At 55.5% G+C, this 21,235-nt stretch carries 18 protein-coding genes and 1 pseudogene; 4 read left to right on the forward strand and 15 right to left on the reverse strand.

Features of this window, described 5'->3' with window-relative positions:
* Positions 1 to 42: 42 nt before the first annotated feature.
* The 4 genes from nrdD to treR form a co-directional block, all read right to left on the reverse strand.
* On the reverse strand, positions 43 to 2,181 hold the full coding sequence (gene nrdD, locus OGY07_RS14925) for an anaerobic ribonucleoside-triphosphate reductase (protein WP_042289430.1): 2,139 nt from the start codon (positions 2,179 to 2,181) through the stop codon (positions 43 to 45).
* A gap of 403 nt (positions 2,182 to 2,584) precedes the next feature.
* Positions 2,585 to 4,240, reverse strand: coding sequence for an alpha,alpha-phosphotrehalase (treC, locus tag OGY07_RS14930; protein WP_286601448.1), 1,656 nt, complete (start codon positions 4,238 to 4,240; stop codon positions 2,585 to 2,587).
* A gap of 48 nt (positions 4,241 to 4,288) precedes the next feature.
* Positions 4,289 to 5,707: a PTS trehalose transporter subunit IIBC gene (treB, locus tag OGY07_RS14935; protein ID WP_286601883.1), complete on the reverse strand. Its 1,419-nt coding sequence runs from the start codon at positions 5,705 to 5,707 to the stop codon at positions 4,289 to 4,291.
* A 145-nt stretch (positions 5,708 to 5,852) separates the two neighbouring features.
* Positions 5,853 to 6,800, reverse strand: coding sequence for a trehalose operon repressor TreR (gene treR, locus OGY07_RS14940; protein WP_042289426.1), 948 nt, complete (start codon positions 6,798 to 6,800; stop codon positions 5,853 to 5,855).
* Between the two features lie 189 nt (positions 6,801 to 6,989).
* Here treR and mgtL point away from each other — a divergent pair, with 189 nt between their 5' ends.
* Complete coding sequence (mgtL, locus tag OGY07_RS23380) at positions 6,990 to 7,043, forward strand: mgtA regulatory leader peptide MgtL (protein ID WP_350396681.1); 54 nt, start codon at positions 6,990 to 6,992, stop codon at positions 7,041 to 7,043.
* A 146-nt stretch (positions 7,044 to 7,189) separates the two neighbouring features.
* A complete protein-coding gene (gene mgtA / locus OGY07_RS14945; protein WP_286601450.1) occupies positions 7,190 to 9,898 on the forward strand; it encodes a magnesium-translocating P-type ATPase in 2,709 nt (902 codons plus the stop codon).
* A gap of 100 nt (positions 9,899 to 9,998) precedes the next feature.
* Here the strand turns inward: mgtA and gbpA are convergent, their stop codons facing one another.
* The 5 genes from gbpA to pyrL form a co-directional block, all read right to left on the reverse strand.
* Positions 9,999 to 11,450: an N-acetylglucosamine-binding protein GbpA gene (gbpA, locus tag OGY07_RS14950; RefSeq protein WP_042289422.1), complete on the reverse strand. Its 1,452-nt coding sequence runs from the start codon at positions 11,448 to 11,450 to the stop codon at positions 9,999 to 10,001.
* A gap of 168 nt (positions 11,451 to 11,618) precedes the next feature.
* Positions 11,619 to 12,005 carry a 2-iminobutanoate/2-iminopropanoate deaminase gene (gene ridA, locus OGY07_RS14955; protein ID WP_000047541.1) on the reverse strand — a complete coding sequence of 129 codons (387 nt, stop codon included), beginning with the start codon at positions 12,003 to 12,005 and terminating at the stop codon, positions 11,619 to 11,621.
* A 75-nt stretch (positions 12,006 to 12,080) separates the two neighbouring features.
* The gene (gene pyrI, locus OGY07_RS14960) at positions 12,081 to 12,542 is read right to left on the reverse strand and encodes an aspartate carbamoyltransferase regulatory subunit (RefSeq protein WP_012907399.1); all 462 of its coding nucleotides are present in this window, start codon (positions 12,540 to 12,542) and stop codon (positions 12,081 to 12,083) included.
* A 13-nt stretch (positions 12,543 to 12,555) separates the two neighbouring features.
* Positions 12,556 to 13,491: an aspartate carbamoyltransferase gene (pyrB, locus tag OGY07_RS14965; RefSeq protein ID WP_042289420.1), complete on the reverse strand. Its 936-nt coding sequence runs from the start codon at positions 13,489 to 13,491 to the stop codon at positions 12,556 to 12,558.
* Positions 13,492 to 13,526: 35 nt separating this feature from the next.
* Positions 13,527 to 13,628 carry a pyr operon leader peptide gene (gene pyrL, locus OGY07_RS14970; protein WP_042321688.1) on the reverse strand — a complete coding sequence of 34 codons (102 nt, stop codon included), beginning with the start codon at positions 13,626 to 13,628 and terminating at the stop codon, positions 13,527 to 13,529.
* On the opposite strand from pyrL, the pseudogene OGY07_RS23485 reads away from it, so the two are divergent.
* Positions 13,608 to 13,685 (forward strand): annotated as a pseudogene (locus tag OGY07_RS23485) (hypothetical protein); the annotation flags it as partial. The gene pyrL and the pseudogene OGY07_RS23485 sit on opposite strands and share 21 nt — an antisense overlap.
* Before the next feature lie 42 nt (positions 13,686 to 13,727).
* Here the strand turns inward: OGY07_RS23485 and OGY07_RS14975 are convergent.
* The 5 genes from OGY07_RS14975 to arcA all read right to left on the reverse strand — a co-directional run bounded on the left by OGY07_RS14975 (position 13,728) and on the right by arcA (position 18,984).
* On the reverse strand, positions 13,728 to 14,207 hold the full coding sequence (locus OGY07_RS14975) for an arginine repressor (protein ID WP_042289416.1): 480 nt from the start codon (positions 14,205 to 14,207) through the stop codon (positions 13,728 to 13,730).
* A gap of 29 nt (positions 14,208 to 14,236) precedes the next feature.
* Positions 14,237 to 15,640 carry a YfcC family protein gene (locus OGY07_RS14980; protein ID WP_042289414.1) on the reverse strand — a complete coding sequence of 468 codons (1,404 nt, stop codon included), beginning with the start codon at positions 15,638 to 15,640 and terminating at the stop codon, positions 14,237 to 14,239.
* A 58-nt stretch (positions 15,641 to 15,698) separates the two neighbouring features.
* Positions 15,699 to 16,703, reverse strand: a complete 1,005-nt coding sequence (gene argF / locus OGY07_RS14985; protein WP_286601457.1) for an ornithine carbamoyltransferase — start codon at positions 16,701 to 16,703, stop codon at positions 15,699 to 15,701.
* 123 nt (positions 16,704 to 16,826) lie between these two features.
* Positions 16,827 to 17,753 carry a carbamate kinase gene (gene arcC / locus OGY07_RS14990; RefSeq protein WP_211934875.1) on the reverse strand — a complete coding sequence of 309 codons (927 nt, stop codon included), beginning with the start codon at positions 17,751 to 17,753 and terminating at the stop codon, positions 16,827 to 16,829.
* Between the two features lie 10 nt (positions 17,754 to 17,763).
* Positions 17,764 to 18,984 (reverse strand): arginine deiminase, encoded by a 1,221-nt coding sequence (gene arcA / locus OGY07_RS14995; protein ID WP_060570902.1) that lies wholly within the window; start codon positions 18,982 to 18,984, stop codon positions 17,764 to 17,766.
* A 677-nt stretch (positions 18,985 to 19,661) separates the two neighbouring features.
* Here arcA and OGY07_RS15000 point away from each other — a divergent pair.
* Entirely contained in the window at positions 19,662 to 20,114 is a 453-nt protein-coding gene (locus tag OGY07_RS15000) for a YhcH/YjgK/YiaL family protein (protein ID WP_042289403.1), read from the forward strand.
* A 47-nt stretch (positions 20,115 to 20,161) separates the two neighbouring features.
* Here OGY07_RS15000 and argF (OGY07_RS15005) read toward each other — a convergent pair whose 3' ends face one another.
* Complete coding sequence (gene argF, locus OGY07_RS15005) at positions 20,162 to 21,166, reverse strand: ornithine carbamoyltransferase (protein WP_286601460.1); 1,005 nt, start codon at positions 21,164 to 21,166, stop codon at positions 20,162 to 20,164.
* Positions 21,167 to 21,235: the final 69 nt, after the last annotated feature.

Raw genomic sequence — 21,235 nt, forward strand, 5'->3', positions numbered from 1 at the left:
TTTGCGAAAAGCGTCGCTCTGCCGGGCAATAATACTGCCTGCTTAACCGATCTGCCCGTTACCTAAATGCTTAACGCGGCGCTTCACTTCTTCCTGCTTACCGGCGTTAAACGGACGTGCGTCCGGACTGCCCAGGTAGCCGCAGACGCGGCGGGTGACGGAGACGCGGGCGGCGTCGTGGTTACCGCATTTCGGGCAGGTAAAGCCTTTGCTGGTACACTCGAACTCACCGGTAAAGCCGCATTCATAGCACTCGTCGATCGGCGTGTTGGTACCGTAGTACGGCACGTGCTGATAGCTGTAATCCCACACGTCTTCCAGCGCTTTCAGGTTGTGCTGAATGTTCGGGTACTCGCCATAGCAAATGAAGCCACCGCTCGCCAGCGGCGGGTAAGGCGCTTCGAAGTCGATCTTGTCGTACGGGTTCACCTTCTTCTCCACGTCGAGGTGGAAGCTGTTGGTGTAATAGCCTTTATCGGTTACGCCCGGCACCACGCCAAACTCGGCGGTATCCAGACGGCAGAAGCGGTCGCAGAGGTTTTCACTCGGCGTGCTGTACAGGCTGAAGCCGTAGCCGGTTTCGTCTTTCCACTGATCCACCGCCTGGCGCAGACGTTCGACAATCGCGATGCCTTTGGCGCGCAGTGTGTCGTTGTCGTACATGTGCTCGCTGCCGAACAGGGCGTTGATGGTTTCATGAATACCGATATACCCCAGCGAAATCGACGCGCGACCGTTTTTGAAGATCTCTGCGACATCGTCGTCGGCTTTCAGACGCACACCACAGGCGCCTTCCATATACAGAATGGGCGCCACGCGCGCTTTCACGCCTTCCAGACGGGCGATACGGGTCATCAGCGCTTTACGCGCCAGCACCAGACGGTCATCCAGCAGTTTCCAGAACGTCGCTTCGTCGCCTTTCGCTTCCAGCGCGATGCGCGGCAGGTTCAGGCTGATTACGCCCAGGTTGTTGCGCCCATCGTGTACCTGTTCGCCGTTCTCGTTTTCCCAGACGCCGAGGAAGCTGCGGCAGCCCATCGGCGTTTTGAACGAACCGGTCACTTTCACGACCTGGTCGTAATTCAGGATATCCGGGTACATGCGCTTACTCGCGCACTCCAGCGCCAACTGCTTAATGTCGTAGTTCGGATCGCCAAACTTGTGGTTCAGGCCGTCGCGAATGGCAAACACCAGTTTCGGGAACACGGCAGTCTTGCGGTTTTTGCCGAGACCCGCGATGCGGTTGCGCAGAATCGACTGCTGAATCAGTCGCGACTCCCAACTGGTGCCCAGCCCAAAGCCAAAGGTCACGAACGGCGTCTGACCGTTAGCGGTGTGCAGCGTATTTACTTCGTATTCCAGAGACTGGAATGCGTCGTAGCACTCTTTTTCGGTACGCGAATGCGCGTAGCCGTCGGCATCCGGGATCTGCCACTCATCGGCAGTTTTACGGTGCTTATTGAAGCTGGCGGTGACAAACGGCGCCAGCACTTCATCAATACGGTTAATGGTCGTGCCGCCGTAAATATGGCTGGCGACCTGAGCGATAATTTGCGCGGTCACCGCCGTGGCGGTGGAGATGGACTTCGGCGGTTCGATCTCCGCGTTCCCCATTTTGAAGCCCTGAGTCAGCATGCCTTTCAGGTCGATCAGCATACAGTTGAACATCGGGAAGAACGGCGAGTAGTCCAGATCGTGGTAGTGGATATCACCCCGCTCGTGCGCCTGTACGACATCTCGCGGCAGCAGGTGCTGACGGGCGTAGTGTTTCGCCACGATACCGGCCAGCAGATCGCGCTGGGTCGGGATCACTTTGCTGTCTTTGTTGGCGTTTTCGTTAAGCAGCGCGGAGTTGGTTTGCTCCACCAGGCCACGAATTTCCTGGTTCAGGCGGCCGCGCTTCTCGCGCTGGATATCGCGATCGTGGCGATACTCAATGTAGGCGCGCGCCAGCTGCTTATACGGACCGGACATCAGCTGGTTTTCAACCGCAGTCTGGATCTCATTGATATCGACCTGGCTACGTCCATTCATCTGGCTGCTAACGACTTCTGCGACGGTGGCGCAGTAATCTGCGTCATCGACTCCCGCTGCTTTAGCTGCACGTAGAATGGCTTCTTTGATGCGCTCTGATTTAAACGGCACTTTACAGCCATCTCGTTTCATCACATGCGGTGTCATGATCACTCCATATTTATAAGAACAGGTTATCCACAGAGGCTGGGGAAGCCGTGTTGGGCTTATTCATCTCTTTATCCAATGACTTCCCGCAATCCAGACCCATGTTATCCACAATTTTGCCCTCAGGCGGTGTTTTGTCGTTGTAGCAATTGTAGTCGATTAATACAACATATTGGGTCGGCGTGCATTTTAAATTCTATATGTAGTGATTTGCATCAAAAGTGTTTGAACTTTTCTTGATGTAGCGCAAAGTAAAAACCAGAGCGTACAGATGACGGGCACTACGCGGTTTGTAAATTATTGCGAGAAAAATCTGATTAATTATTCAACGAAAACAGGAAGGTAAGGCGGGAGGCACATTCAGCCCGGGAATCCTTTCGCCGGGCAGGACAGAGGTATGGATTTACTTCCGCAACCACCAGACTGCTTCAAACGGGCGTAGCGTCATGGTTGTCGGCTGCGGCGAGACTTCCTCGTAGTTATGCATCAGGCATTGCCACTTACCGTGCCAGCGTTCTGGCTGCCAGGGCTGGCATTCACCGCTCAGGTTGGCGATCGCCAACAGCGTCTGGCCCTGCCATTCACGACGATAGCACCAGAGATGCGGGCTGTCGGGCAGCAGATCCTGATAGTCGCCCCAGGTCAATACTGGCTCTGCTTTACGCAGCGCGATCAGCCGCTGGTAGGTGTAGAACACAGAATTCGGATCGCCCACTGCCGCCGCCACGTTGATGTCGGCGTAATTATCGCAGGGCGCAATCCACGGTTCGCCGGTGGTAAACCCGGCATTTGGGCTATCGTCCCACTGCATCGGCGTGCGGCTGTTGTCGCGGGATTTACTCGCCAGGATCGCCAATAACTCATCCGCTTCGCGCCCTTGCGCGCGCAGCGCTGCAAACATATTGTGACTTTCCACATCGCGGTAGTCGATGATCTGCGAGAAGTGCGGATTGGTCATGCCTATCTCCTCGCCCTGGTAAATGTACGGCGTGCCCTGCATGCCGTGCAGTACCATCGCGAGCATTTTCGCCGCCGGAACGCGGTATTCGCCTTCATCGCCAAAACGCGAAACGATGCGCGGCTGATCGTGGTTACACCAGAACAGCGCGTTCCATGCCACGTTGTGCATTCCCTGCTGCCAGTGGCGGAACAGGGCTTTTAGCGCCACCATGTCCGGCTTCGCCAGCGTCCATTTTTCGCCGCCGGGATAATCCACCTTCAGATGATGAAAGTTAAAGGTCATCGACAGTTCGCTGCCGCTGAGTGACGCGTAGCGCTGGCAGTGTTCCAGGGTGGTGGAGGACATCTCGCCGACGGTCATCAGACCGCGCGGGGTGAACACGTCGCGGTTCATCTCATGCAGAAATTCATGGGCGCGCGGACCGTCAGTGTAGAAACGTCGACCGTCTCCGTCCAGGTCGTCAGGAAAGCGCGGGTCTTTGGAGATCAGGTTAACGACGTCCAGACGCAGGCCGTCTACGCCGCGATCCGCCCAGAACTCGCACACCTTTTTCAGTTCGGCGCGCACCGCCGGGTTCTCCCAGTTCAGGTCCGCCTGTTCCGGCGCGAACAGGTGCAGGTAATACTGTTCACTTTGCGCGTGCCAGCGCCAGGCGTTGCCGCCAAATTTGGAGCGCCAGTTATTCGGAGGCGCGTCAGGCGAGCCGTCGCACCAGAGATAAAATTCGCGATACGGACTGTTTTTGTCCTGTGCGGCGTTAAACCACGGGTGCTGGGTGGAAGTATGGTTAAACACCATATCGAGGATGATACGGATGCCGCGCGCTTTGGCCTGGGCCACCAGTTCGTCGAAATCGTCAAGCGTGCCATAGGCCGGATCGATGGCGGTATAGTTGGCAACGTCGTAGCCATTATCTACCTGTGGGGAGATATAGAACGGCGTCAGCCAGAGGGCATCCACGCCCAGCTTTTGCAGGTAGTCGAGACGTCGGGTCACGCCGCGCAAATCGCCGGTGCCGCTTCCGGTGGTATCCTGAAAACTCTTTGGATAGATCTGGTAGATCACGCCGTTTTGCCACCAATGGGGAAGGGTAGTCATAGCAAATTCCTGGTTATGCGAGGGGGCGCAACTGCGCCCCAAATGAAGTCAGACAATCTGTAAGGTGCCCTGACGGTGTTTACGCTGATACACAAACGAAGTCAGCACCATCGGAATAACAATCGCGATCGCCATAGCGGCGGCGTACACCTGCCAGTAGGTGGGCTGAATCGAGAGAATGCCCGGCAGGCCGCCGACGCCAATCCCGTTTGCCATCACGCCGTTCAGGCCGCACAGCAGACCGGCAATCCCGGAGCCAATCATTGCGCAGAGCATCGGGAAGCGGTATTTCAGGTTGATGCCGTACATCGCCGGTTCCGTAACGCCCAGGTAGGCGGAAATGGCGGCGGGCACGGAGATTTCGCGTTCGTTATGTTTACGGCTGGAAATAATAATTCCTACCACGGCGGACGCCTGGGCGATGTTAGACAGCGCGATAAGCGGCCAGACTGGCGTGCCGTTCATGCTCTGGATCATCTGCATATCGATGGCGAGCGTTGTCTGGTGTACTCCGGTGATCACCAGCGGGGCGTACAGGAAGCCAAACAGGGCGGCGCCAATGGGGGCGAAGCTGCCGGTCATCAGATGGCGCACCGCGAACGCGACGCCGTCGCCGATCATCCGACCAAACGGACCGATCAGCGCGTGGGCGAGGAAGACCGCGAGGATTAACGAACAAACCGGTACGATCACCAGGTACAGGTAGTCCGGCACGATGCGCTTCAGGTGCGTTTCAATAAAACCGAGCGTCAGACCCGCCAGCAGTGCCGGGATCACCTGCGCCTGGTAACCAACTTTAGCGATGCTGAACAGGCCAAAGTCCCAGACTTCCGGCAATTGTTGCCCGAGGAGATACGCGTTCATTAGCTGCGGTGAAACCAGCGTGACGCCCAACACAATACCCAGGATCGGCGTGCCGCCCATTTTTTTGACCGCCGACCAGCAGATCCCGACCGGCAGGTAGAAGAAAATCGCTTCGCCAATCAGCCATAAAAAGTCATAGACGGTTTTCAGTGCCGGATACATCTGCGCCAGCGTCTGGCCGTTGCTCATCGGCACATCGCCAATCACGTTGCGAAAGCCAAGGATTAAGCCGCCGCTGATCAGCGCCGGCAGTAGCGGGAAGAAGATTTCGGCGAAATGGGAGATCAACTGCTCATGCCATTTCATATTCTGGCGCGCGGCTTTTTTCGCCTGCTCTTTGTCGGCGTGGGCCTGGCCGGTGGTGGCCAGCAGCGCCTTATAGTAATCACCGACATTAGTGCCAATCACTACCTGAAATTGTCCGGCGTTGGTGAAGCAGCCTTTGACCATCGGCAGTTGTTCGATCTCTTTCGGACGGGCAATGGCTGGTTGATTCAGTACAAAGCGCAGACGTGTCAGGCAGTGGCTCACCGTCGCGATGTTTTCCCGCCCGCCAACCAGCGCAATAAGCTGGTCGATATCCGTTTGTTTGATTTTACTCATCATGAAGCCTCATGGCGATGACTGTGAAAATGGGTGTTGCTGGACTGGCGACAGAATATATCCGCGATGAATATTTAAAAATGGGAACGTTCCCGAAACGCAGCGAAGATCACAAATTCGCGTACAGAAAGCGGTCAGTTGCGGATCAGGAAAGCATGGAAGGAATGACGATCTGGCGCAGTTCGCCGCGCCCGGTGATCTGATCGATCAGTTGGGAAGCCGCCTGGCGTCCGGCTTCGGCGTAGCCCGGATCGACGGTGACGATCTCGGGATGGAGGAATTTCATCAACGGCGTATTGCCAACGCTCGCCAGTTGCAGCGCGTCGATCCGCTGTTCCTGCAAATACTTGCTGGCCCCGAGGGCGAGGGTGTCAGTGGCGCAGACCAGCGCCGTGGTTTCTGGCGTGATCACGCTGGCGGCATGATCGTAGCCTTGCTTCATTGCCAGACCCGGCAGCGCGGCGACGGGATGCAGCTTGCGCTGTTTGCAAAACGCCAGGTACGCCTCATGGCGGCGCTTACCGGTGGTGACGTCGCTGTGGGGGACGCCGAGAAAACTGATGTTGCGGTGACCCTGATCGTACAGGCGCTGCATCAACATTTTTATCGCCCCTTCGTCGTCATAACAGACGGAAGCAAAGCCCTGCGCGTCGCGCGCCAGCAGCACCAGCGAAGCCTGCCACGGCGCAATCATCGCGTCGGTAATGCCGGTAAAGCCAAATAACACGACGCCGTCAATATTGCGGCGCTTCAGCATGCCGAGGTGTTCTTCTACTTTCGCTGTGGAGAACTGGCTTTCCATCATAATGGGATCGTAGCCCTGTTCATAAAACACGGGCAGCATGGTCTGAACGGCAAGATTCTCGGACAGCGAGTCAAGGCGGGTGACCATAATGGCAACCACTTTGTCACTCTGACCGCGCATGGCGCGCGCAGAGCGGGAGGGGGAGAAACCGTGCTGATTCATTACCGCTTCCACGCGTTCGCGGGTGCGCTCGCTCACGCCGCTTTCGTTATTGAGTACGCGCGAAACCGTGGATTTTCCCACGCCGCTCAGACGGGCGATGTCTTTGATAGTCAGCCGATTTTGCATCCCGTTTTCCCATAGCAGGCATCAAGAAGAGGTAAAGAGGATAACTTTACGCATTTGAACCGCAATGAGCAAAGTCTGGTTTATCATTGGTTTAATCACAGGGTGTTATTATATCGCCATAATAGCCACAAAGAGTATGATCTGCGGCTTATAATCTGCGTCTTAAATTATTCACTTACCGGAGGCTTTATGGATCCCGATCCCACCCCTCTCCCGCGATGGAGAAACACTTTTTTCCGGTAAGCCTGCCTTTCGCTGTCTTACCGGCGACGTAAGACAGTGACGCGTTAACGTCCCTGTTAAGAAAATAAATTGCCTGTCAGGTAAGGCTTTGCCACGCCTGAACACTTTTTCTGCGCCTTTCTGCTTTTGGCGCGGAGGGACTGCCTATGTTTAAAAATATCACTCGCCAGCTTTTTGCCCGGCTCAGCCGCCATTTGCCCGATCGCCTGGTGCATCGCGATCCGTTACCGAACGCGCAGACGCTTGCCAGTACGCCGATCCCGTCATCACTCAGCGAACAGTGCCTGAAAGTGGCCGTCATGGATGACGCGACGTTGTGGAAATCTTTCGGCGCCCACCCGGAAGGGTTGACGCCGACGGAAGTGGATGCGGCGCGTGAAAAGCACGGCGACAACCAGTTACCCGCCCAGCAGCCATCGCCGTGGTGGGTACATCTGTGGGTCTGCTACCGCAATCCATTTAATATTCTGTTAACCATTCTGGGGGCCATCTCTTACGCCACGGAGGATCTGTTTGCGGCGGGAGTGATCGCGCTGATGGTGGCGATCTCCACACTGCTGAATTTCGTTCAGGAAGCACGCTCGACCAAAGCGGCGGATGCGCTAAAAGCGATGGTCAGTAATACCGCGACGGTGTTGCGGGTGATCAATGAAAAAGGCGAGAACGGCTGGATCGACGTCCCGATTGATCAACTGGTGCCTGGCGATATCGTAAAACTGGCGGCGGGAGACATGATCCCGGCTGATCTGCGGGTGCTTCAGGCGCGCGATCTGTTTGTCGCCCAGGCGTCGTTAACCGGCGAGTCGCTGCCGGTGGAAAAAGTGGCTAACACCCGCGAGCCGGCTCATAACAACCCGCTTGAGTGCGATACCCTGTGCTTTATGGGGACCAACGTCGTGAGCGGTACGGCGCAGGCCCTTGTGATTGCCACGGGAGCCAACACCTGGTTTGGGCAACTGGCAGGCCGCGTCAGCGAACAGGAAAGCGAACAGAATGCCTTTCAGAAAGGCATCAGCCGCGTCAGTATGTTGTTGATTCGCTTTATGCTGGTGATGGCGCCCATCGTGCTGGTGATCAACGGCTATACCAAAGGCGACTGGTGGGAAGCGGCGCTGTTCGCGCTCTCGGTGGCCGTCGGACTGACGCCGGAAATGCTGCCGATGATCGTCACTTCCACACTGGCGCGCGGCGCGGTGAAACTGTCGAAGCAAAAGGTGATTGTGAAGCATCTCGACGCCATTCAGAACTTTGGCGCGATGGATATTCTTTGCACCGACAAAACCGGTACGCTGACCCAGGACAAAATTGTTCTGGAAAACCACACTGACATTTCCGGCAAACCCAGCGATCGCGTTCTGCACGCGGCATGGCTGAACAGCCATTATCAGACGGGGTTGAAAAATCTGCTTGATACCGCCGTGCTGGAGGGCGTGGATGAAGCCTCCGCGCGCGAACTTGCGACCCGCTGGCAGAAAATTGATGAGATCCCGTTTGATTTCGAACGTCGCCGCATGTCGGTGGTGGTCGCTGAACATGCGGAGGTGCATCAGCTGGTGTGCAAAGGCGCGCTGCAGGAAATCCTCAACGTCAGCACGCATGTGCGCCATAACGGAGAAATCGTGCCGCTGGATGACAACATGCTGCGCCGCGTGAAGCGCGTCACCGATACCCTGAATCGTCAGGGGCTGCGCGTGGTGGCGGTGGCTACCCGCTATCTGCCTGCGCGAGAAGGCGATTACCAGCGTATCGACGAATCCGATCTGATCCTTGAAGGGTACATCGCCTTCCTCGATCCGCCGAAAGAGACGACGGCGCCTGCGTTAAAGGCGCTGAAGGCCAGCGGTATCACGGTGAAAATTCTGACCGGCGACAGCGAGTTGGTCGCGGCAAAAGTGTGCCATGACGTCGGACTGGACGCGGGTGAAGTGGTTGTTGGCAGCGATATCGAAAGCCTGAGCGACGACGAGCTGGCGACGCTGGCGCAGCGTACCACGCTGTTTGCCCGTCTGACGCCGATGCATAAAGAACGCATTGTCACACTGCTTAAGCGCGAAGGGCATGTCGTGGGCTTTATGGGCGACGGTATTAATGACGCCCCGGCGTTGCGTGCGGCGGATATCGGTATTTCCGTCGATGGCGCCGTGGACATTGCCCGGGAAGCCGCCGACATTATCCTGCTGGAAAAGAGCCTGATGGTGCTGGAAGAAGGGGTGATCGAAGGTCGTCGCACTTTCTCGAATATGCTGAAGTACATTAAGATGACCGCCAGCTCCAACTTCGGTAACGTCTTCAGCGTGCTGGTGGCGAGCGCCTTTTTACCGTTCCTGCCCATGCTGCCGCTACACTTACTGATTCAGAATCTGCTGTACGATGTATCGCAGGTGGCGATCCCGTTTGATAACGTGGACGATGAGCAGATCCAGAAGCCGCAGCGCTGGAATCCGACAGATCTGGGGCGTTTTATGATCTTCTTTGGTCCGATTAGCTCGATCTTCGACATTATCACGTTCTGCGTGATGTGGTGGGTCTTCCACGCGAACGTGCCGGAGGCGCAAACCTTGTTCCAGTCCGGCTGGTTTGTAGTGGGGCTACTGTCGCAAACGCTGATTGTGCATATGATTCGTACCCGCCGCGTGCCGTTCATTCAGAGTCGCGCCGCGTGGCCGCTGCTGTTGATGACGCTGGTGGTGATGATGGTGGGCATTGCGCTGCCGTTCTCGCCGCTGGCCGGGTATCTGCAATTGCAGGCGCTGCCGCTGAGCTACTTCCCGTGGCTGGTCGGTATTCTGGTAGGCTATATGACGTTAACGCAGTTGGTGAAAGGCTTCTATAGTCGCCGCTACGGTTGGCAGTAATGCGCAGTGGGTCGCTTATGAGCCGGTCGGACAAAGCGAAACCGCCCTCCGGTGTCTGCGGTAAAAAGCCGGACGAGCATGACCCCGTCCGGCAGTCGGCTTAGTGCTTCAGCACCCACGCTTCTTTCCAGTGTGCGCCAACGCCTGGCTCAAACTGGTTAGCGCCTGGAGCGTACTGGACGCAGTAGCCGCTGTACGGGAAAGGCTTACATTCGTAGGTCTTACCGTCTTTCGGTTGCAGCACCACGGTACCGGCTTTGTAAGACGCGATACTGTCCGGGAAGGTAAAGTCGTGGTGACCGGCGTTGTCGGTCGCCGCGTCGCTTTCCAGCATCAGGTTCAACACGTCCTGAGCAAACAGCGTACCGTCTTTGTTGGTCGCATAGTATTTCAGCATATGGTGACCAGCAGTCACGTCAGTCAGGGTCATGGTGACGTCCTGGTTGGCGTTGTTCATGTCCTGCTTCAGATAGCCTTTTTCCGCGCCGTGATGATTCATCACGTGGGCTTCAAAATTCACATCGCCGTGCGTATTCACGTGGAAAGTCACGGTGGCATTGCCGTGCGCAATCTTGCTGTACTGCAGATCGGTAACGGCGATGGTTTCGTTCACTTGCGCTTTTTGCTCTTCATAAGAGATGGCGACAGACTGCAGCGCGCTGCCTTCTCTTACGAACACGCTATTCGCGCCATGTACCGGGCCGATCTCACCCCCTTCGTCTTTCACGCCTACGCGCACATCGCTGTGGGTGCTGTTGATCAATTGCGCCATATCGAAGGCCCACTGGTTCGCATCGCCCTGAGCAGCGGAGGCAATGGTCATTTCAGTGCGCATTGAGGTTACTTCACCATTGGCGTCAAAGAAGCGGGCAATGACTTTATCGCCTGCGTTCAGGTTATTACCGGCAATCTGACCGCTGAGGGTTTTGCTCCATTCGGAAACCACGCCCGGGGTTTCATCCGGAGTCACGTTGCCGCTATTACCGAAATCCACGTCAATGGCCTGATAGAAGCTATTTGTCGTATCTGCAATTTCCCAAACGCCGTAAATAACCTGATAACCGGTACGTTCAGGAACATTACAGTTCATTGACTGCGTGACCGCCGGCGCCTGGCCATTTCCATTAATGGTACAGAACGGCGTTAAATCAAATTGATCGCGGGTCAGCGGCTTATTTGGATCCCAGTTTTGTTTGGTGATGTAATAACGCCAGTTCGTGGTTTTATGCGGCGCAGTATGGTGCCATACAAACTGGTGTGGACCTGCTGTCATTGGGCTTTTGGTCCAGGCGTTCAGGCTCTGGCGATCCAGTTGAGAATACTGAGAAATACCGGCGCTGGCGAGCTGTCCGTCTGGCGGCATCGCGCCAGTCGGGAAGCCGGAGGTTTTTTCTACGCTCTGCGGTTCGTATTGAACGGAACCACAATCGACGTTTTGCCCCAGCTTGCACATATATGCGCGGCTGGCAGGGGATTCAATATAACCGTGTGCTAACGCTGAAGAAGCAACGGTCAATGTTGCTACCGCCAGCGCGATTTTGGAAAGTTTCATTATTAGTCCATTAGTGTATTAAAACAACGAGTGCGGCAGGAAGTGTATTAATGGACCGACGGTGATGTCATGAAATAGCGAGGATAAAAAAGGTCAAAATAAAAACCTATTTTATTTTTAAAAACATAAGGCAGCGTGTGCTGCCTTAAAAAGAGATAACCGGAATAATTAGCGACGAACGGCAATCGCTTCGATTTCGATTTTTACGTCTTTCGGCAGACGCGCCACTTCCACGCAGGAGCGCGCCGGGAAGGTGGCGTTGTGCTCGGTGAAGAACGCTTCGTAAGTGGCGTTCACGGTCGCGAAGTCGTTCAGATCTTTGACAAACACGGTGGTTTTCACGATGTCGCCCACTTTCAGGCCAGCCGCTTCGACGATGGCTTTAACGTTTTCCAGCGACTGACGCGCCTGAGCGGACACGTCTTCCGGTACGCTGCCGGTTTTTGGATCAACCGGGATCTGACCGGAAGTGATGATCATGCTGCCCAGATCTACGCCCTGAACATAAGGACCGATAGCCGCAGGTGCATTTTCCGTCGCGATAGTTTTGCTCATGATTTCTCCTGAATACAGCGGTAAAAGAAAGTTCCCGACAATTATAAGGAGCCGGGAATTTATAACCAACCCCAATTAGTTGGCCAGCACCACATAATGAGAAAACTCTTTTTCGCAGTATTTGCATTTGAGCGCAATGTCATCCGCGCGCTTTTTCACTGCAAAGCTGGAGGAAACCGGCTCCGCATGGCTGATGCAGTTGCTGTTCGGGCAAACCAGAACGCTTTCAATGCGATCCGGCAGGCTTGGACGCGATTTTCCTACTACCTCGTAATTGTCGATCCGGTTCACGGTGGCCTGCGGCGCATACAGTGACAGCTGGTTAACCTGCTCAGCGGTCAGGAAGGTGTTCTCAATTTTGATCAGATCTTTGCGGCCCATTTCGCCGGAAGGGAGGTTGAGGCCGATGGTGATGCGCTGGTCGGTTTCGGTCAGCTTGAACAGGGTCAGCAGCTTAAAGCCTACCTGGGCGGGAATATGATCGATCACGGTGCCGCATTTGATCGCTTCAACCTGTAATTTATTGTCGTGTGTCATCGTTTATTCTCCCTTACAGTGCCAGATCGCGGGTCAGAACCAATGCCAGTAACGCCTGGCGGGCAAAAATACCGTTACCCGCCTGCTGGAAGTACCAGGCATGCGGGGTTTTATCGACGTCGGTGGCGATTTCATCAATGCGCGGCAGCGGATGCAGCACCTTCATGTTTTCACGCGCGCCCGCCAGATCGCTGGCGCGCAGAACAAACTGCGCTTTTACGTTGGCGTATTCCGACGGGTCGAGACGCTCTTTCTGTACGCGGGTCATGTACAGAATGTCCACCTCCGCCATGACTTCCTCAATCGAGGCGTGCAGGCTCCAGGCGATGCCCTTTTCGTCGAGCATATCGAGAATGTACTGCGGCATCGCCAGCGCGTCCGGGGCGATAAAGTAGAAACGGTTGCCGTCGAACTTCGCCAGCGCCTGGGTCAGCGAGTGGACGGTACGGCCATATTTCAGGTCGCCGACCATCGCGACGTGTAGGTTATCCAGACGACCCTGGGTTTCCTGGATGGTAAACAGATCCAGCAGCGTTTGGGTCGGATGTTGGTTTGAACCGTCGCCAGCGTTCAGGACCGGCACCTGGCCGGAAAACTCGGTCGCCAGACGCGCGGCGCCTTCCTGCGGATGGCGCATCACGATAGCGTCCACATAGGTGCTGATCACCGAAATGGTGTCTGCCAGCGTCTCGCCTTTCTTACCCAGCGACGTGTTCGCGCTGTCGGAAAAGCCCACCACACTTGCGCCTAGGCGGTGCATCGACGTTTCAAACGACAGGCGGGTACGCGTGGAAGCCTCGAAGAAACAGCTGGCGATGACCTTATGCTTTAGCAGCTCCGGCTGTGGATTCGCTTTTAATTTTGCTGCCGTCGCCAGCACCAGATTGAGGTCATCGCGGCTGAGGTCGTTTATGGAAATGATGTGTTTTTGATACAACGGATTAGCCATGTTTATCTCCTGACGCCTGGGCAAAAAAAAGCCCCTCATTTGAGGGGCTGTGAATAGGTGAGCAACGGAAAGAAAAACGGCAGGCCAGCGTCTGTTTTCAGACGCGGTAAGACAGAATGTCGTACACACTGAACCATGCTTCCTCCCGGCAAATTGTCCGCGATTATACTCAGCTCCGTTTACGGATCAAGCAAAAAAAAGCTCATTTTATTCAAAGTAAACGGTTTTAATGAATACTAATTCATTTTGAGTAAGTAATTAATCTGCTTGTGGACAAGGCCGGTGCGCTGCACGACCCGGGGGGCCACCCAGACAATACTGCTGCCAGCGATAACCCCGAGGATCTCCGGCAGGGCGTGGTAATCGAGGATTCTGGCGACCGCGCGGCCATATCCGGCAACGGTATGGATAAGGATAAATTCGCTGTTGTGCTCCACGCTGACCACCATTTCAGCAATCGAACGGGCGGCATCCGGCGCAGGGCGCAGTTGCGGATTCACGGAATAAATTTTTTGACCCTTTGTATTTCGTATTTTTATGACGCCAAGCATTTTCAGCAGGCGCGACACCGTCGACTGACTGATGCTTTCAAACCCGTGGTCCTGCAGGTCGCGGCGTATTTCCTCCTGCGACAGGTAACTTTTTTCGGTAATCAGGCGCTGACAGACCGCCAGTTGCTGCTGCTCTTTGGCGGAGTAATCATCGTAATCCTTCATAAATGCACCTTATCTTTATTATTCGAACGCTACAGCATGGCGCCCACGCTCAGTACGGCCATGTTGAGCACTGTCAGGATCAGCAACAGCGGCGCAACCCATTTCAGATACCGCACGTAGGGAACGCGGGCGATCGCCAGGCCGCCCATCACCACTGCCGAGGTCGGGGTGATCAGGTTGACGATCCCCGACGCCGACTGGTACGCCGTAACAACCAGATCCCGCTGCACATGGGCAAAATCGGCCAGCGGAGCCATGATCGGCATCGTCAGTACCGCCAGTCCGGATGATGAAGGGACCAGGAAGGAGAGCAGAACTTCCAGCCAGTAGGTGACGTTGATGAAAATCGTGGTGGATAGACCGGAGACCAGATTCTCGGCGCTGTGCAAAATGGTATGAGTAATCATGCCGTTATCCATGACGACCACAATGCCGCGCGCGATGCCGATAATCAACGCCACGCCGAGCAGATCGCGCGCGCCGTCGATAAAGGTGCTGGTAAACGCTTCTTCTCCCATGCGGGCGATTACGCCCACCACGATCGCCGCCGCCAGAAAGACGCCAGAGATTTCGGCCATCCACCAGCCGCGAACCGCCACGCCGTAGATCATAATGGCGAAAGAGGCGGCGAAGATCAGCAGAATCCATTTGCGGGTGGCGGTGAAGGCCAGCAGGGTATCGGAACGGTTGCCGAGGAAGTGGGCGCGGTTTTCCGCCATTTTATCCGCCACGATCGACAGTTCAGGGTTGCTGCGTACCTTACGCGCGTAACGCATAACCCAGACCACGCAGATGAGATAGCCGACGAGCAGCAGAATGACGCGCAGCAGCATTCCCTGGGTGAACGGGATCCCGGCGGCGTTGGCGGCAATGACCGTGGCGAACGGGTTAATGGTCGAGCCCAACGTGCCGATGCCTGCGCCGAGCAACACGGTGGCGGCGGCAACCAGCGGATCAAAACGCGCCGCCATCATCACCGGTACCAGCAGCGTGTAGAAAGGGAGCGACTCTTCCGCCATCCCGTAAATCGTGCCTCCCGCGGCAAACAGCGCCATCAGGATGGGGATCATCCATTCCTCTTTGCCGTTAAGTCTGACCGTCACCCGCTCAATGCCCGCGTCGATAGCGCCGGTTTTGTTCACCACGCCGAGGAAGCCGCCGATGATCAGAACAAACAGCGCCACGTCAATTGCGCCTGCGGTGTAGGTTTCGTGATTGTATAAACCGTCAATGGGCGCCAGCAGCACAGCGGTAATGCCCTGCGGATGCGCCTCGGTGGGAGCATAGGTTCCCGCCACCGGAACCTCTTTGCCAAGCGTGGCGTTCATCGCCATCTGGTATTTGCCCGCCGGGACAATCCAGGTCATGACGGCGACCAGCGCGATAAGAATAAACAGGATGGTGTACGCGGTGGGAAACTTGAATTTACCCATGATTTTCTCTCCGGATATCACGGGCAGCCGCCGTCGTAGCGACCGCTGCCCGCAAGGGTTAGTCGCCGAGGGTCGCTACCATCACCGCTTTGATGGTGTGCATGCGGTTTTCCGCTTCGTCGAACACGATGGCGTGGTCGGACTCAAACACCTCGTCGGTCACTTCCAGCCCCTTCAGACCGTAAGCCGCTTCGATTTCGCGTCCTACTTTGGTGTGCTCGTTATGAAAGGCGGGCAGGCAGTGCATGAACTTGACGTTTGGGTTGCCGGTCGCGTTAATCACCTGCTGATTCACCTGGTAAGGGGTCATCAGACTGACGCGTTCCGCCCACGCTTCTTTTGGTTCGCCCATTGACACCCAGACGTCGGTATAGAGGAAATCGACGTCATAGACGCCTGCTTCCACATCCTCTGTCAGGGTGATGCGCGCGCCGGTGGTGCTGGCGATAGCGCGGCATTCGGCGACCAGCGCCTCGTCGGGCCAGAATGATTTCGGCGCCACCAGCCGGATGTCCATACCCATTTTCGCCGCGCCGACCATCAGCGAATTGCCCATGTTGTTGCGCGCATCGCCCAGATAGGCAAAGCGCAGTTCCGGCAGCGTTTTTCCTGGCGCATGCTCCAGCATGGTCATCAGATCCGCGAGGATCTGTGTGGGATGAAACTCGTCGGTCAGGCCGTTCCATACCGGTACACCGGCGTATTGCCCTAACTCCTCGACGATTTGCTGACCGAAGCCGCGATATTCAATGCCGTCATACATCCGTCCCAGCACCCGGGCGGTGTCTTTCATCGACTCTTTATGACCAATTTGCGATCCGCTCGGACCGAGATAGGTCACCTGCGCGCCCTGGTCGAAGGCTGCAACCTCAAAGGCACAGCGGGTGCGGGTGGAGGTTTTTTCAAAAATCAGCGCGATGTTTTTACCGCTCAGTTTTTGCAACTCACGCCCGGCTTTTTTGGCCGCTTTCAGTTCGATTGCCAGATCGATTAGCGACTGAATTTCCGCCGGAGTAAAGTCCAGAAGTTTCAGAAAGTTACGTTTTTTCAGTGAAATAGCCATGTATCTGTCCTTAAATCGTGTAGGCCTGACAAGCGCCGCGCCGTCAGACGATGTCAGCGTTTCGTTGCCGGATGACGGCGTTGCGTTATCCGGTCGACAAAGAGATGAATGAAATAAAAGGGATTACGCGTCGGCAGTTTCGCGTCGGATTAACGTGCCTTTATCGCCAGCGAGGATCGCCGGGCCATCGGTCAGCGAACCAATCCCGGCAATGCCATGGCAGCGGCTGACAAACTCTGCGCAGGCGGTGACTTTCGGCCCCATCGACCCCGCGTCAAACTGCATCTCGCTAAGCAATTCCGGGGTCACCTGCGCCAGCGGACGCTGCGTGGGTTTACCCCAGTCGAGATACACGGCGTCGGCGTCGGTCAGGATCAGCAGCGCGTCGGCGCGGATCTGGCTGGCGAGCAGGGCGGCGGAGAGATCTTTGTCGATCACCGCTTCAATGCCGTGGTAACCGTCCACTTTTTCAATGACCGGCACGCCGCCGCCGCCGTTGCAGATCACCAGATGATCGCGGGCAATCAGCGCCTGAATCGCATCGCTTTCCACAATGCGTCTGGGCTGTGGTGAAGGCACCACGCGGCGGAACGCGTTGCCGTCGGCTTTGAATACCCAGCCTTTTTCCGCCTCCAGCGCATCAGCCTGCGCCGCGTCATACACCGGACCGATGTATTTAGTCGGCTTGCGAAACGCCGGATCGTGCTCGTCCACTTCCACCTGGGTCAGCAGGACGCTGATTTCCCGCTGTGGTAACTGATTTTTCAGCGCCTGTTGCAGCATGTAGCCGATCATCCCCTGGCTTTCGGCGCCGAGGATGTCGAGAGGATAGGGGGTAACGCGGTCATAGGCGCTGTTCTGTAACGCCAGCAGACCAACCTGCGGGCCGTTGCCATGCACCAGCACCACCCGCCACTGCCGGGTGAGCTGCGCGATGGTACTGGCCGCCAGTTCGATGTTTTTGCGCTGAATATCCGCTTCCAGCGGTTCGCCGCGCTTAAGCAGCGCGTTGCCGCCCAGCGCGACAACCAGAGTCGGTTTCTGTGTCATGGTCGATTCCTTAAATGCCGTCGCGTTCCAGTGGGCAGCTCATGCAGCGTGCGCCGCCGCGCCCGCGTCCCAGTTCGTCGCCGGGGATAGGCAGTACGGTGATCCCCGCTTTGTCGTATTTCTCGTTGGTCCAGATATTGCGCTCGTAGCCCACCACAACGCCGGGGCGCAGGGTGAGGACGTTATTGGCGTCATTCCACTGTTCGCGCTCGGCCTCAAAGGCGTCGCCGCCGGTGGTGATTAAGCGGACCTGATCGATGCCGAGCGCTTTTTCAATGGCGTTCACCAGCGTGCGCTCCTCGGTACGCTTCAGCCCGCCGCGCCCGTCCGGGGTGAGGGTCCAGCACTTGACGTCCTGACGCACCACTTCCGGGTACACGGAAAACGTGTCGATATCGATATGGGTCATCACCGTGTCGAGATGCATACAGGAGCGGTGTTTGGGCAGCTCAACGGCAATCACCCGTTCGGCCTGACGATGGGTAAACAGCGCCTGAGCCAGAAATTCAATGCCCTGCGGCGTGGTGCGTTCGGACATGCCGATTAATACCGCGCCGCGTCCAATCACCAGTACATCTCCGCCTTCAAGCGTCGCGTGGTCGTAATTAATGTTTTCGTCGCCGAAATATTTAATAAATTCGCCGTCGGCAAATTGTGGATGCCAGCGATATATCGCACGCAAATTATTGGTTTCACGCTGGCGGGCGGGTTTCGCCATCGGATTAATCGAAACGCCGTTATATATCCAGCATGAAGTGTCGCGGGTAAATAAGTGGTTAGGTAATGGCTTCATAATAAAGTCATTAATATCGTGAGTATCCACCACGATATTTTTAATGGATGCCGGAATTTCACCGTACGTGAGTCCGCCGCTTAAATGCCGCGCCAGTTCCCGGTGCGGCATATCCGCCAGCCACGCGCGAATGTCGGCGGCAAAGGTTGGGCCGAGTCGGTAATCGGAAATTTGCGTCTCCAGTAGCCAGCGTCTGGCGTCAGCGATATCCAGGGTTTGTGTTAATAAATCAGTCAGTAACAACACTTCGATGCCCTGTTGACGCAGGGTGTTGGCAAAAATGTCATGCTCCTCACCCGCACGTTCAACCGACAGCACGTCATCAAATAACAGCGCCTGACAGTTAGATGGCGTGAGGCGTTTCAGGCTGAGATTTGGGCGATGCAGCATTACGCTGCGCAGTTGACCGATTTCAGAACCGACATAATGTTTTTCCATTACGATACCTTCCACTCTGTTTCAGGAATAAAAAGGTGGTGGCTGCAAATAATCAGGTTATTCGCAGTCAGGACAGTGCAGATAATTTTCGTAAAGCATCATTAAATTAATTTCAGAGGGATTGTGTGATGGGATTCACATCAGGTGGGATATGTGTATTTTCTTAATTAATATATGACGGGGGTCTGAGAAATAACAAAAATAATAAGATCTAAAATGAATTACTACGCAATTATGCGGCGGCTTATGCGGCAGTGTTAATTATTTGTTGGGGGCGATATATAAATTATCTCCGCTAACCGATTGATTTGTAAGGGTTGCTAACAATTTACTGCATAAGTATGCGTAATGCTAATTATATTATTTAGGACCAAAATTAAATCATGCGATAATTATGAGAATGTTGCTCGTTAATGCAGGGAAAATGAAGTGTGATCGGCTGCTGATTTTTCCTGTAAAGAATTTAATAACAGCAGGTTAGGCAGCGTTAAGGAAACGCTGGTTTACCAGTTATGCAGAAAAAGCGCATAAATTACAATTAGCTGTTAACAGTCCATCAACAAGTCCGCCGATAAACATGCGCTGACGCAAAACTTCGTCAGACGGGGGTGGTGCTCCGCTAAAAATTCTCGTATAACAATTTAAAATGAAACGCTGTTTTAATTGTGAGGTATGAGATGATCGTCGGCAATATTCACCATCTGCAATCCTGGCTTCCTCAGGAGTTGCGCGAAGCCATTGAGCACATAAAAGCCCATGTCTCTGAAACAACAGAAAAGGGTAAGCACGATATTGACGGTAACCGACTGTTTTACTTGATTTCGGAAGACATGACCGAGCCGTTTGAAAAGCGTCGGGCGGAGTATCATGCGCGCTATCTGGACATCCAGATCGTTTTAAAAGGGCAGGAAGGGATGACCTTCAGCACGTTGCCAGCCGGAACGCCGGAAACGGACTGGCTGGCGGAAAAAGATATCGCCTTCTTACCGGAAGGTGAGCAGGAAAAGACAGTGATCCTCAACGAAGGCGACTTTGTCGTCTTTTATCCGGGAGAAGTCCACAAGCCGCTGTGCGCCGTCGGCGCACCGGCGCAGGTGCGTAAAGCGGTGGTTAAGCTGCTGGTAGCGTAATACGCCAGAGCCGGGCGGCGAATGCGCGCCCGGCCTCCGGCAACGGATTATTGCGATAACGTCGCGACCATTACCGCTTTGATGGTGTGCATCCGGTTTTCGGCCTGATCGAACACAATGCTGGCCGGAGACTCAAACACCTCGTCGGTTACTTCCATGCCGCCATGCAGCCCGTACTCTGCGGCCATTTTCTTGCCCAGCGTGGTCTGGTCGTCGTGGAACGCGGGCAGGCAGTGCAGAAACTTCACCTGCGGATTGCCCGTAAGCGCCATCATCTGGCTGTTGACCTTATAGCCGCGCAACAGCGAGATACGCTCCGCCCATTTTTCTTTTGGTTCGCCCATCGATACCCAGACGTCGGTATAGATAAAGTCCGCGCCCTTGACGCCTGCGGCAACGTCTGCGGTAAGAGTGATATTCCCGCCGTTTTTCTTCGCCATCGCCTGGCATTCTGCCACCAGCGCAGCCTCCGGCCAGCAGGACTCAGGCGCGACCAGACGCAGATCCAGCCCGGTTAAGGCGGCGGCTTCAAGCATCGAGTTGCCCATGTTGTTGCGCGCATCGCCCGCATACGCCAGCGTCATTTCGTTAAACGCTTTGCCCGGCAGATGCTCCTGCATGGTCAGCAGGTCAGCCAGCAATTGGGTCGGATGAAATTCATCAGTCAGGCCATTCCACACCGGAACGCCAGCGTAGGCCGCCAGCGTTTCGACCAGTTCCTGGCCGTAGCCGCGGTACTGAATGCCGTCATACATTCGCCCGAGCACGCGGGCGGTGTCTTTCATCGACTCTTTGTGGCCAATTTGACTGCCGCTGGGGCCGAGATAGGTCACGCGCGCGCCCTGGTCATATGCGGCAACTTCGAAAGAGCATCGTGTACGGGTCGAGTCTTTTTCGAAGATGAGCGCGATATTTTTGCCCGTCAGTTTCTGTTCTTCTGTGCCGTTTTTCCTGGCAGCTTTCAGGGAGACTGCGAGTTGCAGCAGCGCGGTAAGTTCAGCAGAGGTGAAATCGAGTAACTTCAAAAAATGCTTCTGATAAAAACCTGACATAGATCCCTCCTGAGGCATAAGCCACTTATTGAATTAAAATTCAATTTATATGGATGATTATGCAATTGC

The organism is Citrobacter sp. Cs237, from assembly GCF_030332325.1.
GTDB lineage: Bacteria > Pseudomonadota > Gammaproteobacteria > Enterobacterales > Enterobacteriaceae > Citrobacter_A > Citrobacter_A sedlakii.